At 43.9% G+C, this 20443-nt stretch carries 19 protein-coding genes, 1 tRNA gene and 2 pseudogenes; 11 read left to right on the plus strand and 11 right to left on the minus strand.

Features of this window, described 5'->3' with window-relative positions; all coding sequences use genetic code 11:
* Nucleotides 1–39 precede the first annotated feature (39 nt).
* On the minus strand, nucleotides 40–1791 hold the full coding sequence (locus JO375_RS10835) for a sensor histidine kinase (protein WP_229524481.1): 1752 nt from the start codon (nucleotides 1789–1791) through the stop codon (nucleotides 40–42).
* A 114-nt stretch (nucleotides 1792–1905) separates the two neighbouring features.
* Here JO375_RS10835 and JO375_RS10840 point away from each other — a divergent pair, with 114 nt between their 5' ends.
* Entirely contained in the window at nucleotides 1906–2109 is a 204-nt protein-coding gene (locus JO375_RS10840) for a hypothetical protein (protein WP_322098729.1), read from the plus strand.
* Nucleotides 2110–2130: 21 nt separating this feature from the next.
* On the opposite strand, the gene JO375_RS10845 is transcribed toward JO375_RS10840, so the two are convergent.
* Nucleotides 2131–2568 carry a NucA/NucB deoxyribonuclease domain-containing protein gene (locus JO375_RS10845; RefSeq protein WP_229524483.1) on the minus strand — a complete coding sequence of 146 codons (438 nt, stop codon included), beginning with the start codon at nucleotides 2566–2568 and terminating at the stop codon, nucleotides 2131–2133.
* 140 nt (nucleotides 2569–2708) lie between these two features.
* Here JO375_RS10845 and JO375_RS10850 point away from each other — a divergent pair, with 140 nt between their 5' ends.
* Nucleotides 2709–2903, plus strand: coding sequence for a hypothetical protein (locus JO375_RS10850; protein ID WP_229524484.1), 195 nt, complete (start codon nucleotides 2709–2711; stop codon nucleotides 2901–2903).
* Nucleotides 2904–3289: 386 nt separating this feature from the next.
* On the plus strand, nucleotides 3290–3592 hold the full coding sequence (locus JO375_RS10855; RefSeq protein WP_229524485.1) for a hypothetical protein: 303 nt from the start codon (nucleotides 3290–3292) through the stop codon (nucleotides 3590–3592).
* 69 nt (nucleotides 3593–3661) lie between these two features.
* On the opposite strand, the gene JO375_RS10860 is transcribed toward JO375_RS10855, so the two are convergent.
* The 3 genes from JO375_RS10860 to JO375_RS10870 form a co-directional block, all read right to left on the minus strand.
* Nucleotides 3662–5539, minus strand: coding sequence for an Ig-like domain-containing protein (locus JO375_RS10860; protein ID WP_229524486.1), 1878 nt, complete (start codon nucleotides 5537–5539; stop codon nucleotides 3662–3664).
* 118 nt (nucleotides 5540–5657) lie between these two features.
* Entirely contained in the window at nucleotides 5658–6080 is a 423-nt protein-coding gene (locus JO375_RS10865; protein ID WP_229524487.1) for a hypothetical protein, read from the minus strand.
* A gap of 16 nt (nucleotides 6081–6096) precedes the next feature.
* Nucleotides 6097–6765 (minus strand): uracil-DNA glycosylase, encoded by a 669-nt coding sequence (locus JO375_RS10870; protein ID WP_229524488.1) that lies wholly within the window; start codon nucleotides 6763–6765, stop codon nucleotides 6097–6099.
* Between the two features lie 498 nt (nucleotides 6766–7263).
* On the opposite strand from JO375_RS10870, the gene JO375_RS10875 reads away from it, so the two are divergent.
* From JO375_RS10875 to JO375_RS10885, 3 genes are all read left to right on the plus strand, one after another.
* Nucleotides 7264–8805, plus strand: a complete 1542-nt coding sequence (locus tag JO375_RS10875; RefSeq protein WP_229524489.1) for a hypothetical protein — start codon at nucleotides 7264–7266, stop codon at nucleotides 8803–8805.
* Nucleotides 8802–10736, plus strand: coding sequence for a TOMM precursor leader peptide-binding protein (locus JO375_RS10880; protein ID WP_229524490.1), 1935 nt, complete (start codon nucleotides 8802–8804; stop codon nucleotides 10734–10736). Before JO375_RS10875 ends, JO375_RS10880 begins: the two co-directional genes overlap by 4 nt.
* A 101-nt stretch (nucleotides 10737–10837) precedes the next feature.
* Nucleotides 10838–10966, plus strand: a complete 129-nt coding sequence (locus JO375_RS10885; RefSeq protein WP_377530440.1) for a YjcZ family sporulation protein — start codon at nucleotides 10838–10840, stop codon at nucleotides 10964–10966.
* Nucleotides 10967–11152: 186 nt separating this feature from the next.
* On the opposite strand, the pseudogene JO375_RS25225 reads toward JO375_RS10885, so the two are convergent.
* Nucleotides 11153–11432, minus strand: a pseudogene (locus tag JO375_RS25225) (hypothetical protein); the annotation flags it as partial.
* A gap of 167 nt (nucleotides 11433–11599) precedes the next feature.
* Between JO375_RS25225 and JO375_RS10890 the strand changes: the two are divergent.
* The 4 genes from JO375_RS10890 to cysK all read left to right on the plus strand — a co-directional run bounded on the left by JO375_RS10890 (nucleotide 11600) and on the right by cysK (nucleotide 16184).
* Nucleotides 11600–13480, plus strand: coding sequence for a terpene cyclase/mutase family protein (locus JO375_RS10890; protein ID WP_229524491.1), 1881 nt, complete (start codon nucleotides 11600–11602; stop codon nucleotides 13478–13480).
* Between the two features lie 1005 nt (nucleotides 13481–14485).
* Nucleotides 14486–14623: a hypothetical protein gene (locus tag JO375_RS25005; protein WP_407672820.1), complete on the plus strand. Its 138-nt coding sequence runs from the start codon at nucleotides 14486–14488 to the stop codon at nucleotides 14621–14623.
* A gap of 137 nt (nucleotides 14624–14760) precedes the next feature.
* Nucleotides 14761–15015, plus strand: a complete 255-nt coding sequence (locus JO375_RS10895; RefSeq protein ID WP_407672821.1) for a tyrosine-type recombinase/integrase — start codon at nucleotides 14761–14763, stop codon at nucleotides 15013–15015.
* Nucleotides 15016–15242: 227 nt separating this feature from the next.
* Nucleotides 15243–16184: a cysteine synthase A gene (gene cysK, locus JO375_RS10900; RefSeq protein WP_229524493.1), complete on the plus strand. Its 942-nt coding sequence runs from the start codon at nucleotides 15243–15245 to the stop codon at nucleotides 16182–16184.
* 202 nt (nucleotides 16185–16386) lie between these two features.
* Here the strand turns inward: cysK and JO375_RS10905 are convergent, their stop codons facing one another.
* Nucleotides 16387–17442, minus strand: coding sequence for an acyltransferase family protein (locus JO375_RS10905; RefSeq protein ID WP_229524494.1), 1056 nt, complete (start codon nucleotides 17440–17442; stop codon nucleotides 16387–16389).
* A 409-nt stretch (nucleotides 17443–17851) separates the two neighbouring features.
* On the opposite strand from JO375_RS10905, the gene JO375_RS10910 reads away from it, so the two are divergent.
* Nucleotides 17852–18115 carry a hypothetical protein gene (locus tag JO375_RS10910; RefSeq protein WP_229524495.1) on the plus strand — a complete coding sequence of 88 codons (264 nt, stop codon included), beginning with the start codon at nucleotides 17852–17854 and terminating at the stop codon, nucleotides 18113–18115.
* Between the two features lie 303 nt (nucleotides 18116–18418).
* On the opposite strand, the gene JO375_RS10915 is transcribed toward JO375_RS10910, so the two are convergent.
* From JO375_RS10915 to JO375_RS10925, 4 genes and pseudogenes are all read right to left on the minus strand, one after another.
* A tRNA-Thr gene (locus JO375_RS10915) sits at nucleotides 18419–18509 on the minus strand.
* Nucleotides 18510–18613: 104 nt separating this feature from the next.
* The gene (locus JO375_RS24530) at nucleotides 18614–18748 is read right to left on the minus strand and encodes a hypothetical protein (protein WP_267497687.1); all 135 of its coding nucleotides are present in this window, start codon (nucleotides 18746–18748) and stop codon (nucleotides 18614–18616) included.
* A gap of 104 nt (nucleotides 18749–18852) precedes the next feature.
* Nucleotides 18853–19899, minus strand: a complete 1047-nt coding sequence (locus tag JO375_RS10920) for a fibronectin type III domain-containing protein (RefSeq protein WP_229524496.1) — start codon at nucleotides 19897–19899, stop codon at nucleotides 18853–18855.
* 69 nt (nucleotides 19900–19968) lie between these two features.
* Nucleotides 19969–20443 (minus strand): annotated as a pseudogene (locus JO375_RS10925) (Kelch repeat-containing protein); the annotation flags it as partial.

Below are 20443 nucleotides of genomic sequence, written 5' to 3' on the forward strand. Positions count from 1 at the left end.
CCCTCCATGTTTACCATATTCGAATTTGACAAAGATCAGTCAAGCACCATTCGTCTGCTCCTCTTCTGTTGACAGCGGCCATTTTAAAACCGCACGCAGTCCTCCCAAAGGTGACACGAAGAAGTCCAGCCCGGCGTCCTCTCCAAAATGTAATCGCATTCGCTGATGTACATTCCATAAGCCGTACCCGTGTTCTTCTTCTACAGGCCTGTCGAGCGTTAATTTCAAGCATGTGATGGCTTCTTCACTCAAACCGAGTCCATTATCATCCACAATCAGATACATGTACGAGTCAACACACTCAGTCATAATATGAATTTTTCCGTCCTCCGCTTGCGGTTCTATCCCATGCAGCACCGCATTTTCCACCAATGGCTGCACCACCAGCGGCGGAATCAACAGACTGTCTGCCTGAGAAGAGACATCAATTGAAAACGTCAACCGCGGCATACGCATCTGCTGAATTTTCAAATAATATTGAACAAACTCGACTGCCTCTGATAACGGAACCAGATCCCGCTCCTGTCTTGTTGTATATCGATAATACCTGGATAAATTAAAGGCCATGGCCACAACTGCCTCATGATTACGCAGCTTGGCCATACTTGTAATAAACGAAAAACAATTATAAAAAAAGTGCGGATTGATTTGTGACTGGAGCTGCTTCAGACGCGCTTCCTTGACATGCAGCTGCTCAACATACACCTTCTCGAACAGCTCCTGAATCTGTTCAACCATCAAATTGAATTGGCGGGACAAAAAAGCAAACTCGTGACTCCCTCTTGGAACCAATCGAACCGCATAGTCTCCATCCTTTAATCTTCGAAATGCCTGCACAAGCTGAAAGATAGGCACCTGTACCTGTGAATGAAGCAAGTAGGCGCCAATGAAACCTACCAGCAGCAAGCCGGCAACCGTTATATAAAATAAGCGATTCGATGCGTAAATCGGGGACATCATATCGGACAAAGGCATATAGTCTATCAAATACCAGCCTGTCGTTTGTGAAAGAACGGCATAAACCAGATAGCTTTCTTCCCCCATTTTCACGGTCAGATTATCGACCTGATGCAATCCTTTTTTCTCCAATATAGTGATCACCTTGCCGGATAGCTCTTCATTAGCAGTACGATTATAGATCACGCCTACGCCTTTTTTATAATAAAACGGTTCCTTCCGTCCATCACCCTTAAAGCGGTCAAGCATATCCTGAATATTGCCGCTGTCAAATTCGACCTTGATAATTGTGTTGGCGGTTTCCGGATGACCGAGTGAAGAAAACGGGGATAATGTATACAATGAAAATACAAACTGATCTTTCCCGTACACTCTTTTTTTGGATACCTGCCAGCCGTCTTTCATGCGTTGGTTGAGTTCCTTTTGGTCATAATAACCGGCTCCATTCTCCGAAACAACACGTCCAAGCGAAGGGGAATAGATACTCAGACCGGTTTTCCAATTAGAGGAGCTTTCCTGAAGACCAAGCTTTGTCTGAATACGTTTGACCAGATTCATTCCATCCAGATTGAGTGCCTTGTCCTGCAAAAAAATGGACTGAAAGCTGGCAACATCAGGATCATGAATCAGCAGATGCGGCCAGGAGGAGATCATTTCAATATTGGTGTTTACCTGATTTTGAAAAAAAGTCAGTTGATTATAATTGGACTGATTCAACTCGTTACGCAACACGCCTGTAGTCATCTGATTGGAATAGACGTACAAAACTAGCACAGGAATCAGCAATAGAATAACGATAGAGACGATTTTCGTATAAAAATTGAACTTTAGCATGTGGTCTACACATCCTCTGCACAGAAAACAGGCATACTAAAATGGTACGATTGAGCCCTGACCTTCCTCGCTGTCAGTACATACTATACATTATTAATGGTTGGCGGTGATAAAATGTTTGATAAGAAGCAAATGGAATGGTTTAATCAACTATCCGCTGAAGATCTGGCGATATTAGGTGCCGGCTTCACTACATTAGGCGATTTTTTTGCTTTTTTGGCATTGGTTAAAGCCAAACAGGAACCTAAGGGAACGGGAGATAATGTTGTGGCAGTGATTAGAGCCAAACAGGAACATCCCAAGAGAAGTAAAAAGTAACGATACGAATTCATAGCATTTTTATTTGATGACAAATTTTACACGAGTTCCATCTTCATACTCATCCAGTTGGTGACTGACCCATGATCCTGCCCCACGATTGTCCTTAGGGGCTATGTATTTGACATTTGCACTTTTGCCGCCTTCTTCGCACATAGCCATTGGCCATTCGTCCCGATCGTATCCTTTACGAGTCGGAACACTTGCAAGTGAATGCTTGCGATTTTGCTCGGCTCCTTCACGGTCAATTGTGCAGATTGCGGATTTTCCCGACCGTATCGCTTCCTTGATATGCTGCGCCGTTTGAGGATAACGTTCTGTTGGAAATTGCAGCGTAATCATTGCCGATGAGGGCGGGTTCTCTTCGGGTGTTTTCGTAGGAAGACCGGTACCTTTTAACCAATACACACCCACGGCTAATAGCACTATAGATATCAAACTTGACAGCTTTTTCTTCAAAATCCCTCTTCCCTTCAAATATTCCAGTGGATAACCCTTTAAGTAGGGAATCCCTAGACTTTATTTTTTGTAACCCCTTACTGACTCTAAAAAAAGCGTAAATAACCGACGACAAATAAAATAAGAGAGGAGGTTGCAAGATGAACGATGAGATCAAACTGGCCGTGAGCCTCAAGCAAGCTGTTGTAATCCGGTTACGTGATGGAAGTACCGTTATTGGCTGGCCTGAGCTCCTGTCTGACGAAGAAGACCAGCAATTCAAGCTTTATGATGGCGAACACGTATATACGATTTCAGTTCATGACGTGGACACGGTCTCAAGAGTTATCGTCTAACATACAAATACGAATTAATGTGACATCCAGCGGACAAGCCCAAACAAGGCAGACCACAGGAGAAGACTGATCAAAAATCCCCAAAATAAACCTTTAAAAAGCTTCATACTATACTGACAACCTTTCCGATGGGCTTTTCACCATTATACCATGGCGGAAAGACGGTTGTCGCAGCACACGCTGCATCATCTCCATATTATATATTTTAAATTTTGAATTCACGGTACAAAGGCAGTATGCAAATCCATTCGAAAACTCAGGGTTGATCACCAATGAAAAATGCAATCATGACATGATAAAAGTCACATTTTAATCAAAATTTAATGGAATTTTCGCGAAAATCATGTATAATTATTGACATATAAAAGCATGTCGAGGTGATCATCATGACATTACTCAATAGAGTTCACGAACTAAAATTGCAACTGCCTAACGAGCATCATTGCATTTCGCACTATGTGGAGCATGCGCTTCATTCGATTGATCATTTTGTGGAACAGCATCGTCAATTTGTAGCGGCTCAGGCTTTATATGGTGAAAAAATCAATGGTACGGAAGAAAGACTGTTCCGCGATACGATTTCCGAGATTAAAGCCCAATTGGTAGCTACTCTGGAAAAGACGGTTGAAGACTTCGCTCATAAGGGCGATAAGAATTGGAAAAACCATTATCAGGACGGCGTAGAGTAAGCTGAAAATAACCCCCGGTCACTAGACCAGGGGTTATTTGGGTATAAGCCGATATGGTAGGGTCGAGCTTTATTTTAGCACTCTGACAGATGTCGTAACGGTCTTCCCACCGTAGGCCACCTTGATACTGGAACTTCCAGATTCGATTGCCCTCACCTGTCCACCTGTAACCTGTACAATCGATGGCTTGGAAGATTCCCATACCGCAGAGCTTGTCACATTGGCAGCAGCGCCTGAATCATAAACTGCATTCACGCTAAGTATTTGGGATGAGCCTTTAGGAAGCTTAAGGTTATTGTTACTCAATACCAGCTTGAGCAGCTTCGGCGTGACCTTGATTTCCACATTAAACGACTTATCTTGGTATGTGCCCGTAATCGTTGCGGTTCCAATGCCAACTGCCTTAATGGATGTGCCTTTTACTACCGCTACGGACGCATTAGATGTTGTCCACTTTACTTTGTTGCTCAGCGTAGCTTTTTTACCATCTGTAAATATGCCGATGACTTTGACGGACTTGCTTCCCTTCAAATTCATATCAGCACTCGTAAAGTCTGGTGTCAATGTAGAAATAGCTCCCTCTACCACGACAGGCACTTTCACGAATTTATTCATATACATTGCTTTAATGCCTGAATTGCCGCTACTTACTGCTTTAACTTTACCGTTGCCTACTGTAACTGCGGCTGTTGTAGCTTCCCAGCTTACCTGATTCGTAACATCAAGTGTTCCGCCACCAGCCATTTGGGCCTTGATTGTCGGAAGACTCGCTTCTTGTCCTGCAACCAGTACATAATTCTTTTCAGAAGCGGTCAGCTTGAGCACTTTGTATTGCACAGTCACCGGAATATCCAGCTTGATTGCACCTACTGTAGCGGTCAATGTTGCACTGCCCGGGTTCACTGCAACCAGCTTGCCATTGGCTATTTTGACTACACTTTCGCTGCTTAAGCTCCATTTCACATCAGACTGAACTGCTTTTTTGGCTCCAGTGGTCAAATACGCAGAGATCGTCGGAAAAGAAGTTTTGCTGCCGGTCTCAAGAGTCAGACTGGCTTTGCTCGATTCCAGCTTTTCAACCGTCGGCAGTACATTAATCTTCAACGTCTTGCTCAAACCGTGATAAGACGCTGTAATCGTCGAGTTTCCCGCATCCTTCGGAGTGACTTTGCCTTGTTCTACCGTGGCAACCAGCGGATTGGACGAGGTCCATTCTACCGTGTTGGTTACATCGGTTTTGGTGCCTGTCAGGCTCACATCCGTTGCTGTGATCTGAATGGGGGAGCTACCCAAAAAGACCGATTTGGACCCAGATTCGCTTAATGTCAATGCCTGGGATGAGGAACGCACATAAACAATAGCTTGCGCTGTAAGTCCATCCTTGCTCGCCTTAATGTAGGCCACGCCTTTGGCAAGAGGACGAACAAGCCCACCTTCTACGGTAGCAACGGTGGAATTCGTGGAGGTCCATTCCACACCGGACGCATTTTCCGTCCCGCCTCCGCTAAGCACACCTTGAGCCGTCAATTGCTTTGATTCTCCGCCAATAGTCAGATCCAACGGACCCGACGGATTTAGTTGCAGCTTGCTGTAAGGCGATTTTACGGTAATGGTCGTCGCAACTATCCGATTTTCATATGTAGCGGTAACTTTGGTCTGCCCTTTGGATACTGGAGTGATAAGTCCCTTTTCTACCTTTAAAATACCAGAATCCCCGGAGATCCATTCAGCATTTTGTGTTACATCCTTCTTATCATCTTTGGACACAGCCCACACTTTTAATTGCGCGGGGTTCCCACCCAGATTGACTGTAGTGGGATTTTGACTGTCCCACTCCACTGTGTAAGACGTGCTCTCTTCAGCCCTGATCAAACCTGCTGGCCATGCTGCAAATACAAACATCAGCAAAGCAAGTAAGAAGGTACTCCGTTTGCTCATACTCTTCATTCGTTTCTCTCCCTTGGTTTCATCTTTATAAATAGGGTGTTATTACGGCCCTTTACCTTTTATCGGTAAGCAACACACTAAATTGAACCCTTCAACAAAAAAAGGTGGAATATAACAGTTAAAGTTCTCCGCGCAGCGACCTCACCACGAACAAATGTCCTTCCTTTGACAAGGTTTGTCCATCCTCGAGCACAACATTGCAATCCGTATGACTAGCCAGCTTTACATTGTAAGCAATCAACTGGTCATCCTTCCAAACGGTTACTGCCGATTGGAAATAAATGGAATTATCAAATTGCAATGGGTCGCTCATCACATAGCCAATGGGGTTCAGCTTCGCCGGATGGCGGCTCCTACGCTCACGCCCCGGAGGAAGCATGGTAATATACGCAACATGTTCAAAAGGAATAGCCAGCATTTTCGGGCCTAAAATAACGTATTTGCGTATATCATCCCATTTTTCGAGCGTGCCGCGCACCTTTTGGATACGACCGTTATTGCCGTGATATAAGATGACCTGACGTCCCTTCCATTGATGCATGTCCCCACCTCCAGTGCTAACGGCTAGGAATCTCCCACCGAATTGGTTCCATTCCATGCTCCTGCAAAAAGGCATTGGTACGCGAAAAGGGCCTGCTCCCAAAAAAGCCCCGGTGAGCCGCGAGCGGGCTCGGATGACTCGATTTCAGCACCAAATGCTTGCTCGTATTTACGAAGCTTGCTTTTTTCTGAGCATGGCTTCCCCATAAAATAAACACTGCCGGCTGCTCGCGTTCATTAATGGCTTCTATAACCGCATCCGTAAAACGTTCCCAGCCGATTCCCTGATGAGATTGCGGCTGTCCTTCACGTACAGTCAGCACATTGTTCAGCAGCAGCACACCCTGCTCGGCCCAGGGAACAAGGTAGCCCTGATTCGAAATAGGAGTGCCGATATCATCGTGTATCTCTTTGTAAATATTTTGCAGAGACGGCGGTGTACGCACACCAGGTCTAACGGAAAAACTCAGACCGTGGGCTTGTCCCTCGCCATGATAAGGGTCCTGTCCCAATATAACTGCTTTAGTCAGATGATACGGCGTTAATTTGAGTGCTGAAAATAAATCTTCTTTTGGAGGATATACTTTGTGTATCTTGTATTCACGGGCTAGTGTGTACCTCAAATCATTAAAGTATGGCTTTTCAACCTCTTCCCGCAGCACATTATCCCAATCATTCCCAAACACAACTCCCGTCTCCTCTCGATATGTAGATCTTGAAAAATGTAATTTTTTTGTCCAAACAAATAAAGCTGACCCCTCATCCGGAGCCAGCTTATTTATTCGTTACTTGTGTTCTATGCCAAAGGACCAGAAAAGTATTCTTACGATAGTCAGCTACCGCAGGGTCTAAATTCGATTTCCTTATTATAGCATTCTGAGTATTGATGTCAAGTAACTGAAAGCTTAAATCCGCTAGCCTTTCTAATCTTTCAGGCAAAAGCCCATAATGTGCCGGATCCTGTAGCCCCTCAGCTGCAAAACATGTGTTTCTTGGTATTTAATTTTGATTTGAATTACCGTGGGAAGCATTCAAGCATACCATTGTCCGACGAGGAAAATAGACATAGAGAAACAGCAAGCCACATATCTTTAAAATGAATTTTGTCGTTCGTGAAAACCAGGGTTTTGACCAGCTTGAATAGTTCATTTAAGCTTCACAAAGTAGGGAAAGGAGTTGTCAAGATGTCTCTACAGGAGGAAGGTGCGCTTGCGGTCGGTTCCGGCCGAATCCTGCTCTCGCTTGCTGAATCATGGTATGAATCCGGTTTGTCCAAACTCACGGTTTATGTAACAAACAAGGAAACAACAGACACGGGAAAACTTACGGAACTTTGCGAACATGCTCTAGGCAGTGAGACCGAGACCACGTTAAATATTATTGCTGCAGCAGGAGATGAGGAGCTGGATTGGAGGGCAATCGTTCGACCTTTTCAATTTGTTTTGTATGTTTCGGAGCATGGCGAATTGGAAGAGCTTCGAAGTGTTCAGCATGCTTGTATAACAGAAAGGAAACAGATGCTCCCTGCCATCGCGATAAGAGGAATGGGAATGGCAGGCCCGCTGCTGCATCCTGACGGGGACGGACACTGGGAGTCGGCATGGCTGCGAATTCATTCGTCCGTCTTTCCTGAGAAACGAACGCCGGAGGTCTTCTCCACTGCGGCCGCAGGCATCTTATCGAATCTTATTGTCCATGAATGGCATAAAGCGATTACGGATAAGCATGAATTGGACTATAGAAATCAATGCTTTTTACTTGACCCTGTCACGTTAACTGGAAGCTGGCATTCTTTTCTATCCCATCCTTTAGTATCCGGGTATGGCACAGCCCGTCCGGTGAAAAATATGGCGCTTAACCTAAGAATAAATCATGAACAGGTAAGCCCGGAGTTATGGTTTACTGCCTTCAACCAACTGACTTCTACGGTAACAGGCATTTTTCATGCATGGGAAGAGGCGGACTTAATTCAGCTTCCGCTGGCACAGTGTCTTGTTCAGCCTGCAGACCCCTTGTCAAAAGGGCCTGTACATCTTTTGCCGACCATTGTCCGAAGTGGACTAACGCATGTAGAGGCTCGGCGAGAGTCGGGATTGGCAGGGCTAGAAGCTTATGTGGCCCGCATAATCCCGCTGCTGTTTGCCGGCTTGCCTCCACATCAGCAGGAAGAAATCAGCATCGGAGCAGGGTGCGATATAACTGAAGCCGTCGGACGGGGGGTTAGGGCTTGTTTAACTAAAGAGTTAGGCAAGCGGATTTTGTCTGATGAGCCGATTGTTGTTCATCGTATAGCATGCCCGCACATCGAAGATGTCCGTTGTCTGTATTATTTACAAGCGTTAACCATCCTAGAGGGGGAATCTCTTATTGCAGTAGGTGAGCCATTGCTTGGTTTTCCGACAGTGTGGGTCTATTCGGATTCCTCGTGGTATGGCAGCGTAGATCTTAGTTTCACGCTTGCACTTCGCCAATCCCTGCAGAAGGCGTTGAGTAAGACCGAGCACATCGCGGTTTCTCTTGTCCTTTGGAAGGATCATGAAGTGCAAGACATTACAATTTCCGATGGCGTGGCTCTAAGCTATAGCTTTTTGATGTTATCAGCCATCGAGACTCTGAATCAGAACCATAAGCGTCTTGAAGTGTTTGAACTGCACAGCGAATCTTTGTGGGGCAAAGGGCCCTTTGTAGCATATGGATCAGTTCTTGGAGAGGAGGAATCCCCTTGAATACTGTCGCTATTATTGGGGAGGGGATGCTTGCCGACGCCGTGTGTAAGCGTCTGTCCAGGCTCTTGCTTGTCCGAAGAAAGGACTTCAGTGAAGATATACCCACTGTAGACTTGGTATTGGTGCTGCAGGAAGAGGATAACTCCTCCTATTATTTTGAAGCTGAACAGATGCTGCGACCGCGTGGTATTCCTTGGTTATGTGCCTATGTATCCTTGGGAGAAGGAATCGTAGGGCCGCTAATTGTTCCGGGATCGACTGGATGCTTCCAATGTGCAGAAGCACGGTTATCTTTGGCGGGGAGCAATCGCAAAGAAGTCGAGGATTTGTTTATGAAGCTCGTGTCTGATGATTATGTTCCCCGTTATACTGCTGAAATATCGCCAGCGGGAGCTAGTTATATGGCTCATATTATCTCAGCGGAAACGGATAAGGTGCTGCGGGGCGACAGAGCGAATACGAAAGAACATCTCTATGTGATCAACTTGAGTAATTTAAGCAGCACAATCCATTATGTCCTGCCAATTGGGACTTGCTCGGTTTGCGGGGAGTTGCCGGATGATTCCGCGGAATTAGCGGAGATATCATTACAGAAGTGCCTAAAACGGAGCAACAGCTACCGCTGCCGTTCGATGAGTGATTTGAAGAAGGTTCTGCTCAGAGATTATTGGGACAGTCGTACCGGAATCTTTAATGATAAGAAGTGGGGTCTCGCCTCAGCCTTTGCCAGTGCTGCTATAAATCTTCCTTTAGGCTTTTACGATGAGATCACGGGGGGGCGTTCACACTCATATGTGGATAGCGAGCTCGCGGGGATGTTAGAAGGGCTGGAGCGTTATTGTGGTGTAACTCCACGTGGCAAACGAACGATCGTGCGGGGCAGCTATTCCCATCTTAAGGCTACTGCGCTGGATCCGTCTACGGTAGGGCTTCATGCAGAGGAGCAATTCGAACAACCTGATATTCCTTTCATCCCGTATGATCCTGATTCTCCAATGGAATGGGTCTGGGGATATTCGTTTCTAGAGGCACGTCCGATTCTGGTTCCCAAACTGTTGGCTTATTACAGTCTGGGTGATGGAGGGGGCTTTGTATATGAAAACTCCAACGGGTGTGCGGTAGGAGGAAGCTTAGAGGAGGCCATCTTATATGGGATTTTCGAGGTGGTTGAGAGAGATTCCTTTCTGTTGACCTGGTATGCAAGACTACAGGTTCCGCGGCTTGACTATGGTTCATCGGGAGATTCGGAGCTGATCTTGATGATCCAACGTTTAAGAGCGGTTACGGGTTATGAAGTGAGCTTATACAATACCACGATGGAAAACGGAATTCCGAGCATATGGGCACTGGCAAAAGGAAGGGCGGAACACAACGTGAACCTCATCTGTTCTGCTGGAGCTCATCTCGATCCAATCCGGGCGGCCAAGAGCGCCATACATGAGCTGGCGGGTATGATCGTGACGGCTGAAAAGAGATGGAAGGAACGAAGACTAGAAGCCGAAGCTATGCTTGATGACTCGTTCCTTGTGCAGCATATGGAAGATCACTCCTTGCTCTATAGCTTGCCACAGGCAGAGGAACGGCTTCACTTCTTATTAGACGAACGGAACCCTGTCCGTACTTTTGCAGAAGAGTTTCATTCACTGCCGTGGCAAGAAGATTTAACAGAGGATTTAAAACAAATTCTTCAAGTTTTCCGCAATTTGCAGATGGATGTCATTGTAGTTGACCAGTCATCAAGTGAGACACTCCGCAACGGACTACGTTGTGTAAAGGTGCTCATACCGGGAATGTTATCCATGACATTCGGACATCATCTTACCCGGCTCATTGGCCTGAATAGGGTACTGGATGTACCGATGAAGCTGGGTTACGCAACTCACAGGCTGAATCCGCAGGAGCTTAATCCTTATCCACATCCATTTCCGTAGACAAGGACCTTAAGGGATTTGCGGTTTTTTAAAAGAGTCCAATCCACTAGTCGTTTACACTCATACAATTTAGCATAATCGGCGAAGGGAGGAAAATCGCGATGGGAGAACTGGGTGGAATGGGAAGTTGTAGTTGTAGTTGTAGCTGTGCTGGCATGTTTACAAATACAGGTGCCATACTCGTACTATTCATTCTGTTGGTTATTATTTCTCGTGCATTTATTTATTAAAATTTGCAGCTACAGACTATCTAAGCCTGTGTTGACGAATGAAAAGACAACGTCAGCAATCCTTGTAGACTTCCTTGATAGTCGTTCTCGATTTTCTATCTAGCCCGTTAAAGCTTAAGTGAAGATACCACTTGAGCTTTTTCATTTCTTTAAATATGAAGAAGTCTCCTGTTTTATGGCTCAACCTTAAAATCGATTCTTGACAAATCCTCCCCTGAGTTGAAAGCGATTGCAATCGACTAAAATACCAGTCTTGTAATAGTTTCGGTTATCAACATTCGTCCAGCGACAGTGATGACAGTTCACGATTTCTTGTCCCACCTCTTTCCATCCCCAAACGCTACGAAGCAGCGGAGAGTAGTTCAGCAATGTGTCGAGTCAGTTCCGCAATTCGCAAGGCACAAGGAAAACACTCGCTGGTCCAGGTACGGTAAGCTTGGGCTAAATCCATAATCACCGCTTTGGGGGTAGTTTATTTTACCAAGAACGGATTTCAATGTTGAGCCTTAATTTAAACAGTTCTTTAGGTATACACCTCCACCAATAACGAATCCCCTACATACGATAAGAGCATCACGAACAACAATGCTGTTATTCCTTATACAGCAAACCAAAGTAGGAGGTGAAACGCTTATGGAATTGCTGGAGAAAGTACAAGCTGAGATCAACCGTTATATGACCCGGATTCAGTCGGAACAGCAGGAAGATGGGTCATGGAGATATGACTTTGAAACAGGGCCGATGACGGATGCCAGTATGATGATTCTCATCAGCTCCCTGTATCCCGAAGAACAAGAACTCCTTTCGAAGCTGGCCCAGCGCTTGGTGCATAAGCAGGCGGATCAAGGCGAATGGAAACAGTACAATGACGATGATGGCCACCTATCCTCCACAATAGAGGCGTATACCGCACTGTTGTTATCCGGTTATCTGGAGCGGGATGCACCACCGATGAAACGGGCCAAGGATTATATTCTCCGCAGCGGCGGAGTCGAGAAGGCACATGTCTCCACTAAGTTTATGCTGGCCTTGAACGACCTGTATCCGTGGCCTGCGTATTTTCCGATGCCTCTATTTTTGATCGATCTCCCAAAATGGATTCCATTTAGCTTTTACCGCTGGAGCTCGTACGTCAGGACTCATTTCGCCCCGATTCTCATTCTGGGGCACCTCAAATTCACCCTACCGCATCCTTCTGGCGCAGACATTTCCCATCTCTACACCACGCCGAAGTATACTAAGCTGCATCATCAGAGCCACGGCCACAGACGGTCCGCGAAAAAACGAAACCGGAACCCTTGCGGTTTGCAAGGAAAAAGGTCAAACCATTCCATCCAAAAGGCCGAGAGTTTTATACTGGAGCATATTGAAAGGGACGGGACGCTGTACAGCTATGCAAGTGCCACTTTTTTTATGATCTATGCGCTGCTGGCGATCGGCTATCAGCCGGACTCGCCTGTAATCTCTCATGCAATGAAGGGGCTGCTTTCTTTTGTAACGAAGACGGATGACGGGGGGATGCATATTCAGAACTCTCCTTCCACCGTATGGGATACGGCGCTTGCTTCCTACACGCTGCAGGAGGCCGGGCTTTCAGCAGGAGATGATACCGTACAGCGGGCAGCAGCGTATCTGCTGTCGCTTCAGCATACAGAGAAGAAGGAGCAGGCAGAAGGCTCTCTGCTGCACATGACAGGCGGCTGGGGATTCTCCGAAAGCAACAAGGCGAACCCCGATGTGGATGATACGCAGGCGGTGCTGCGGGCGCTGACACGGTATACGTCTTATCGCGCAGACAGTCTTGAGTCATGGAAAAAAGGAGTACAGTACTTATTCCGCAGGCAAAATGATGACGGTGGCTGGGCCGCTTTTGAGCGGAACAGCACTTCCTTCATGACTCGTCTGTTTGCAGTAGAGAACTTCGAAGATACGGCGTTTGATCCTTCAGCGGCGGATGTGACGGGGAGGACTTTGGAGTTTTTGGGGAGTCATGTGAAGCTGACAACGAATCATCCGCGGGTACAGGCAGGAGTGCGCTGGCTGCTAAAGCGGCAGCAGCGGGATGGATCCTGGTATGGCCGCTGGGGAGTATCGTATCTGTATGGGACATGGGCTGCCGTAACAGGACTAAGAGCAGTAGGTTTATCAGCGGAGCATCCCGCGATTCAACAAGCAGTGGACTGGCTGCTCCACATGAGACAGCCGGATGGTGGCTGGGGGGAGTCCTGCAAGAGTGATGTAGCGAAAACCTACATTGCAGCTCCTTACTCCACGGTCGTTCACACCGCATGGGCGCTGGATCTGCTGATTGCGGTGCATGATACACCTGTAAAGGAAATCAAAGAAGCCACCTCCCTGCTGATCGACTGGAATCAAGAGGAAGGTAGCAAGCGGGTAACATATCCGACCGGAGCGGGTCTTCCGGGGCATTTCTATATCCAGTATCACAGTTATCCGCGGATCTGGCCCCTGCTCACGCTCAGTCACTATGAACAGAAGTATAAAGGCTGCTAAAATGCCCCATTTTCCTGGATTACAGGTATACACCCTGTACCTTGTATTCGATCCGCATATGCTATACTAACTCGTCTTCAAGCCGATAAAAAGTAGTTTTTAACCTATAACTCCGGCTACAGACGAGAATGGAGCATATGTGAAAGGAGACAACAAGCATGTCCCAACTTGATCCCCGTTTAATGGGAACATTCCGCCGTAGGATGATGGACCCACGATGTTTCCACAAGGTGTGCGGCATTTTACGTTCCCAGAAATATGAGGATTTAAAATGCTACCATGGCTGCTGCAGTATGATTGATCGACTCTCCGAATGTATGGGTGTACCGGTGTCACCAGCTGAAAGAGAAAATGCGGCACAATGGCTGATGGACTGCAGCGTAGATCCCCAGAACCCTTACCACCGCAGACGGATGTGGAATATGGTGTGGGGTAGATAGAAGAAATAGATTAAGGCGAAAGGCTGATCATTCAAGCAGCCTTTCCATTTGTTACATTTAAGAAAGTGCCGTAAAGGATTCATTTGCAGAAACGATTCAGGAGATGTTGGAAGCCGAAATGGATACCCATTGGGTTATGGAAAGCATGAAGTGAAGGCGAAACTCAACCCAAACAGTCGCTATCGCGCATCTCAAAATATCAGAATTTTCCGATAAAATTATTAACGGGTGATCATGAAACTACTATTTGTAGTAAGACCATGATTTCACGAATTTCACTTTTAGCACTTGTTGATATGTTATATATGGGAGTTCTAATGTGTTGGATAATGCCATTGAAGCCGCTCATCTTGTTCCGAGGAAGGAAGATAATTTTATCCATTTACATATAATTCAACGATGCCCATACGCTATGAGAAAGAAACAGTAACTGAAGAAGTTATCGAAGAAGAACCACTCCAGATTTAGTTGAGGATGGCCCTTTGTTGCTGGAATACTACCTTGTCACATTCAGGATTATTATCAGTATGAGCTCAATGAAAATAGTGTAACAACCAACACAGTCATCCACTATCACGCCAATATTCGCACAGCATTGCAGTACGCGCTCAAAACGGATCTAATCGACACCAATCCAGCAGATAAGATTGAACGGCCCAAAAAGAATGAATTTGTCGGCAGCTTTTACAACAATCAGGATTAATTTACTTTTTGAAAAAGTAAAGGGCGAATTCATTAAGCTGGCAATCATTCTGGCTGCCTTTTATGGATTACCAAAGAAGTGAAGTAGTCGGACAAAGTGGACAGCAGAACTTCACCAGAACGTTAAAGAAACATGGAATGCGTCGGATTCGTTACCATGATCTGCGTCATAGTTGTGCCAGTCTCTTGCTTGCCAATGGAATCAGCATGAAAGAAATTCAAGAAGGGTTGGGACACAGTATACAGTTTCAAGGTATCTTCAGCGCAAACCATGAGCGGGGGTTTCGGAAAAAAATGTTCGTATTATGTTCTTATTTGGACTGTAATCTATCGTTTGACCCACAGTCTGTCCCCAATTTGTCCCCAATAATAAGAGCAGAAGGATTAATGTGATAATTATTCCGAAATTAAAAAATGATACACGGTATACATTCTTAGTGACTCTCCTGGTTCTGAATAAGCCTGGACTACTTTTTTATGAGTAGCCACTTTAGGCTTAAACTGTCTCCATCCATTCCCGCTCCGCACTATGAATTACAGGACATGGTTATGAAGAAATATTCGTGATAATATCTATATCATAGTAAGTGGATATGAATTAATTGTTTGGAGGGATAATTTTGACTAAAATTCACCGAAATTTGACAGATTTAATTGGAAATACTCCTTTGTTAGCACTGTTGAACTATAGCCAAATCCAAAATATTGAGGCAAACGTGGTAGCAAAGTTAGAATATTTTAATCCTGCTGGTAGCGTTAAGGACCGCATTGGATATGCTATGATTAAAGATGCTGAGGAGAAAGGCTTAATTAATAAAGACTCCGTTATTATCGAGCCGACAAGTGGCAATACTGGAATCGGACTTGCATTTGCAGCTGCGGCTCTTGGATATAAACTTATAATTACACTTCCTGAAACGTTTAGTATCGAACGTCGCAAGCTTTTGACTGCGTTCGGTGCCGAGCTTGTGTTAACACCGGGATCCGAGGGGATGAGAGGCGCTATCAAGCGCGCTGAGCTCTTGGCTGCCGAAACACCAAACTCTTTCATACCACAACAGTTCATCAATCCTGTCAATCCAGAAATTCATCGCAAAACTACTGCTGTGGAAATCTGGCATGATACGGACGGCGGTGTAGATATTTTTATCGCGGGCGTTGGTACAGGTGGAACTATTTCGGGCGTTGGCCAAGTATTGAAGGAACGAAAACCTTCTGTAAAAGTGATAGCCGTCGAACCGTTCGATTCACCAGTGCTGTCTGGCGGTACTCCAGGTTCACATCAACTACAAGGGCTAGGTGCTGGTTTCATTCCAAATAATTTTAATGAAGAATATGTGGATGAGGTTTTCAAAGTTAAAAACGAAGATGCGTTTGAAACTGCACGCCTGCTTGCCAAAACAGAAGGGCTGCTCGTTGGTATTTCTTCTGGGGCTGCGGTTTATGCAGCAACACAAATTGCGAAACTTCCAGAAAACAAAGGCAAGACGATCGTGGTCATATTACCTGATACAGGCGAGCGTTATTTGTCTACTCCGCTTTTCTCAGACGTAGAATTATAAAGCGCCGAAGGCAGGTATCCCCTAATATTCAATAAAATCCTTACATTTGAAGTAAGCGCGTATTCAACTAAATAAACATTAAAAAGGACTTCATATCAGCCACGTGCGAATGAAGTCCTTCTTTACATTTACTCTAACCTCATAAATAATACCTAGACTGTTGCGCTGTACATTACTGTTCCAGATCAAAGGATTGCAAAGTCTACACTTGCCTTCCCACATGGTTTGAACTTAAATCAATATATTTACTGTATAATTTGTTATTAATAATAGTAATTATGCTGTTCACTATAATAGAAGTAAGAACTGTTAACAAAACTAACCATAACAAGATCAAAATAGATACTCTAGGCAGAAAAACGATATTCTGAAAATAATAGTAACAAAAAAAGGTGTGGGTTAACCAAATATTCATGGAGCTTTTACCTAAGTAAGCAAAAACTTTGGTTAGTTTTAATTTGCTCATTAGATGAATGCTGACAAGAATAAATAAAGGGGCGATTATCATATCAATCGTCGTCTTCTCAAATAGCTGACTAGTAGTACGAAAGCGAAATAACACTACAATAATGATGATATCAAATATGATGTTATTGAATATGATGAAATTATAAATTTTGCTAATCCATGAATACAATTTATATTTAGCAAAAAACAATCCCATCATAAACGGCAATTGCCAATACATAATACTGTAATAATTTCCTTGTGAATATGAATTATAAAAAACAAGACCGGCAATCAATAAAGTTACCCATGCGTTACGTTGAAAAGCCTGGAAGGTAACTGGAAAAATGAGCAGTAGTAAAATGTAATCATACAAAAACCACCACTCACCATTGTATGAACTTGATAACGCTATAAAATTCCGCAAAAAATCCATTATTGAATTATTTTGAAATCTATCGGAGTTTCCAAAGAAATATAGCCCCACAGGAATGAAAAGCAGAAACACAACCCAGTAATTAATCATTATCTTTTTTAATCTCGTGTAGCTTTTTTTTATTAAATGATCTGGATTTTGAACATTACTTTTATATAATCCGTAACCGCTTAAAAATAAAAAAATAGTAATTGCTATTTGACCAAAATGCCCTACATAGAACTCTCCTCGCTCATGAAATAAACTAAATAATGAGACATAGTCATACTTTAGTCTGTCAGGAAAAGCAAAGAGATGATGAATTAAAAGCAGTATTACAGCAATACCTTTTGCAATATTTGTTTCTGTAAGCTTTAATTCCCTGTCATGGTGCACAATATATCCCCTTTTCTAATGTAATTGATTAGGGATATATTAGCATAAACGAAAAAAATAAAATATTTATTTTTTTGATACCATCCACATTCCGGATATTAGGGAAAACTCAAAAGTATAACAAGGTAAAACGAGCAACTACCTCAACCGATGGGGATACTAGCAGGAGAATTCATCATGATAAAAAAATTTCTATACAAACATCGCTCTATTTTCTGTAGCTCGAAACAATACTAAACAAGCAGCGAGTACAGAGTCTGAGTCTTCAGGTTTAACCTCCACTACTGAACAGACTACCAGCACTGCTTCAGAAGCAGAACAAACTACGGACGCTGAATAAACCGTTCAGCAAACTTCAACTTCTACTAATAATCAAGTTCCGGATAAGTAACACTTATTTGCTGAAATTGTGAAACTTGGAACACCCGGTTTAACAGAAAACCAGGCTTCTATTGAACAATCTTCTTATGATTTTATTGTTAAAAACAGCAACTTATTTCCTTCTACAGATCGAAGCAAAGTCATTGGTCTAGTAGACAAATCTATAACAACAAAACACCTAAATAAGAACCTGAGTTTATACCTAAATAAATTTGTACAAATACGCGGGGATATAATAGACATAGAAGATGATAATACTGCTGCTGGGACAATGGCCGTCGTTTATATATAACGATGAAAACGATAATACCGTCATGGCTGTGTATCCAGGAGCAAGCGGGGACATTTTTGAAGGTGATGCTGCTTCGGTTATTGGAGTTCCTATTTCCAATTTTTTACTATGAAAATGTTTCTGGTGGTTATAGCAATACTAAACTGATAGCAGCTTCCTTTCTCTCGAAAGAAAATCAATAATTTTTAATCAAGCAAGCCCTTCGGGGCTTTGCTTTTTTTATTAAACTCAACAAAACGCACAATCCAACAGAAAAGCACGACCTCCAAAAAGTATGGAAGCCGCGCTGAGCTTGCGTTTGCAAGGACTGGTGAAGGGAATTGAACCCCCGACCTACGCATTACGAGTGCGTTGAAATAGGGTTTTGGTAAGCTTTACAAGGTTCCTACAGCCCGCTCTATTAGAAATAAGGTTCCCGTAGGTAGTATAAATATCCGTATTTCGGTAGAAGATTTGGTAGAAGAAAATAGTCGAGATAACAAGTACGCGACAGATACTTTAATACTCTCTAAAGTATCTCTCTCCGTCTCCTGTTGGCATGGTAACCTTCTGTTGTCTGTCCCAGCCCTCCAGAATGACGATATCCCGAAGGTTGGTCTTGTCTTCCCACAAGATGTAGTTGTCTCTCTCCAACTCAAGCAGCCCGGCCCGTATGTCCTCTTTACTCTCCTAATCGAAGTTCATTCAAAACACAGCAAAACCTCCGCTAACTTGTATAAAGCTAGCAGAGATTGGATTTATTTAGAGTATTCACTTACTTCAAACGTCAGGATACGATCATACAGCATGTAGTCCTTACGGCTGCTGAATGGGCCTTTATTATTATCGTGTTTATTTATGGCATATGAAGCCGATCCAGATCCGGCCTGCTTACTCTCATACCATGAGATAAAGTCGTTAACCTCTTTCATGCTTAGATCGAATTCTTTTTCCAAACCGTTTGTCATGGTAACTACCAGAATTGCACGGTTTCCTGAAGCTTGTTCAGGATCAGATTTTCCCCCTCCACCTCCTTGTGGAGTCACTGATGCTTCATTGGAGTATTCAGAATCCGCGCCATTGACCTTAGCACTCACAACAAAGTAGTATTTCGTTCCATCGGTCAAGCCCGGAATAACGAAGTTGCCATAGGCATCCTTTGTAGCTGTTACTGTTTCAGTGTATTTGCCGGATTCTGTTCCGTATTTGACTGTATAGCTATCTGCATTGTCAATCTGATCCCATTTTAAAGAAACCTGACTGTCTCCAGCTGTTGCTTTGAGATTAGTAGCAGTATTAACATCCAATAATTTTCCATTCTCATCAATATCGATTGCATCCAAATCATAGTAACCGGAAAGCTGTGGAACAGTAATTGTTACATTATGCCTTCCTTCCGATAGTCCTGTTTTTTCAAATGATAGATTTTGTCTTGAAAACGGTCCATTTTGAGAAAAAACTTCATTAATATTATCTATTGTTATTTGCACATTATTTGGCCTATCTAGATATCTTGTACCAATCAGTCTCAGTTTTGTTCCATAGAATGAGAACTTAATCTGCGCTCCCGATTGGCTCGTATATATTGAAGTGCTGTTGTATTCATCCCCAGAATGATGATCTATCCACGATCCGAGGTACTTAATACCCTTATTTCCATCATCATAACGTTCCCATCCTGCTTCTTTTTCAGAAAGCCTCTCCCCTACTGAAGCTGCATAAGAATGTGAGTTTAAAAACGTAACTATTACAAACAGAAGAACTCCAAACAAAATACCAAATTTCTTAGTAAAACCGATCTTCACAAATATTCCCCCTAATAATCTGTTGAACAGATACTGCCGACCAATTAAGGTTAGCAGAGCTTTTGCTTTTTATTTAGAGTATTCACTTACTTCAAACGTAAGGATACGATCATATAGCATATAGTCCTTCCGGATGCTGAATGGACCTCTATTGTTATTGTGCTTGTTGATTGCGTATGAAGCCGATCCAGATCCGGCCTGTTTGCCCTCATACCAAGCAATAAAGTCATTGACCTCTTTCATACTCAAATCAAATTCCTTCTCTAAACCAGTTGTCATGGTGACTACCAAGATTGCACGATCCCCAGTTGGTTGAGATGGATCGGTTGGTTCGGGAGTTGGTGTCGGCTCTGGTGTGGTACTATTTTCCTTTCCGAATATTTCTATTGTATTAACCGGGGCATTAGTCGCTGTACTCCGACTTCCTCCGATAACGTAAATTTGTCCACCTAATGTTACAGCTCCAGCCCCACTTCTAGCTTGCTTTAAGCTAGCCTCATAAGACCATTTATTTTGCTCAAAATCAAAGGATTCTACTGTATTA

The sequence above is a fragment of the Paenibacillus farraposensis genome, from assembly GCF_020736845.1.
In the GTDB taxonomy this organism is placed as follows: Bacteria; Bacillota; Bacilli; order Paenibacillales; family Paenibacillaceae; genus Paenibacillus; species Paenibacillus farraposensis.

Bases quoted from the DNA above. Each gene is read 5' to 3' on its own strand.
- JO375_RS10840 (WP_322098729.1), top strand. From the start codon at position 1,906: ATGTTTGATAAGAAGCAAATGGAATGGTTTAATCAACTATCCGCTGAA.
- JO375_RS10890 (WP_229524491.1), top strand. From the start codon at position 11,600: ATGGAATTGCTGGAGAAAGTACAAGCTGAGATCAACCGTTATATGACC.
- JO375_RS10850 (WP_229524484.1), top strand. From the start codon at position 2,709: ATGAACGATGAGATCAAACTGGCCGTGAGCCTCAAGCAAGCTGTTGTA.
- JO375_RS10860 (WP_229524486.1), bottom strand. From the start codon at position 5,539: ATGAAGAGTATGAGCAAACGGAGTACCTTCTTACTTGCTTTGCTGATG.
- JO375_RS10895 (WP_407672821.1), top strand. From the start codon at position 14,761: ATGCGTCGGATTCGTTACCATGATCTGCGTCATAGTTGTGCCAGTCTC.
- JO375_RS10855 (WP_229524485.1), top strand. From the start codon at position 3,290: ATGACATTACTCAATAGAGTTCACGAACTAAAATTGCAACTGCCTAAC.
- JO375_RS10835 (WP_229524481.1), bottom strand. From the start codon at position 1,791: ATGCTAAAGTTCAATTTTTATACGAAAATCGTCTCTATCGTTATTCTA.
- JO375_RS10875 (WP_229524489.1), top strand. From the start codon at position 7,264: ATGTCTCTACAGGAGGAAGGTGCGCTTGCGGTCGGTTCCGGCCGAATC.
- JO375_RS10885 (WP_377530440.1), top strand. From the start codon at position 10,838: ATGGGAGAACTGGGTGGAATGGGAAGTTGTAGTTGTAGTTGTAGCTGT.
- JO375_RS10865 (WP_229524487.1), bottom strand. From the start codon at position 6,080: ATGCATCAATGGAAGGGACGTCAGGTCATCTTATATCACGGCAATAAC.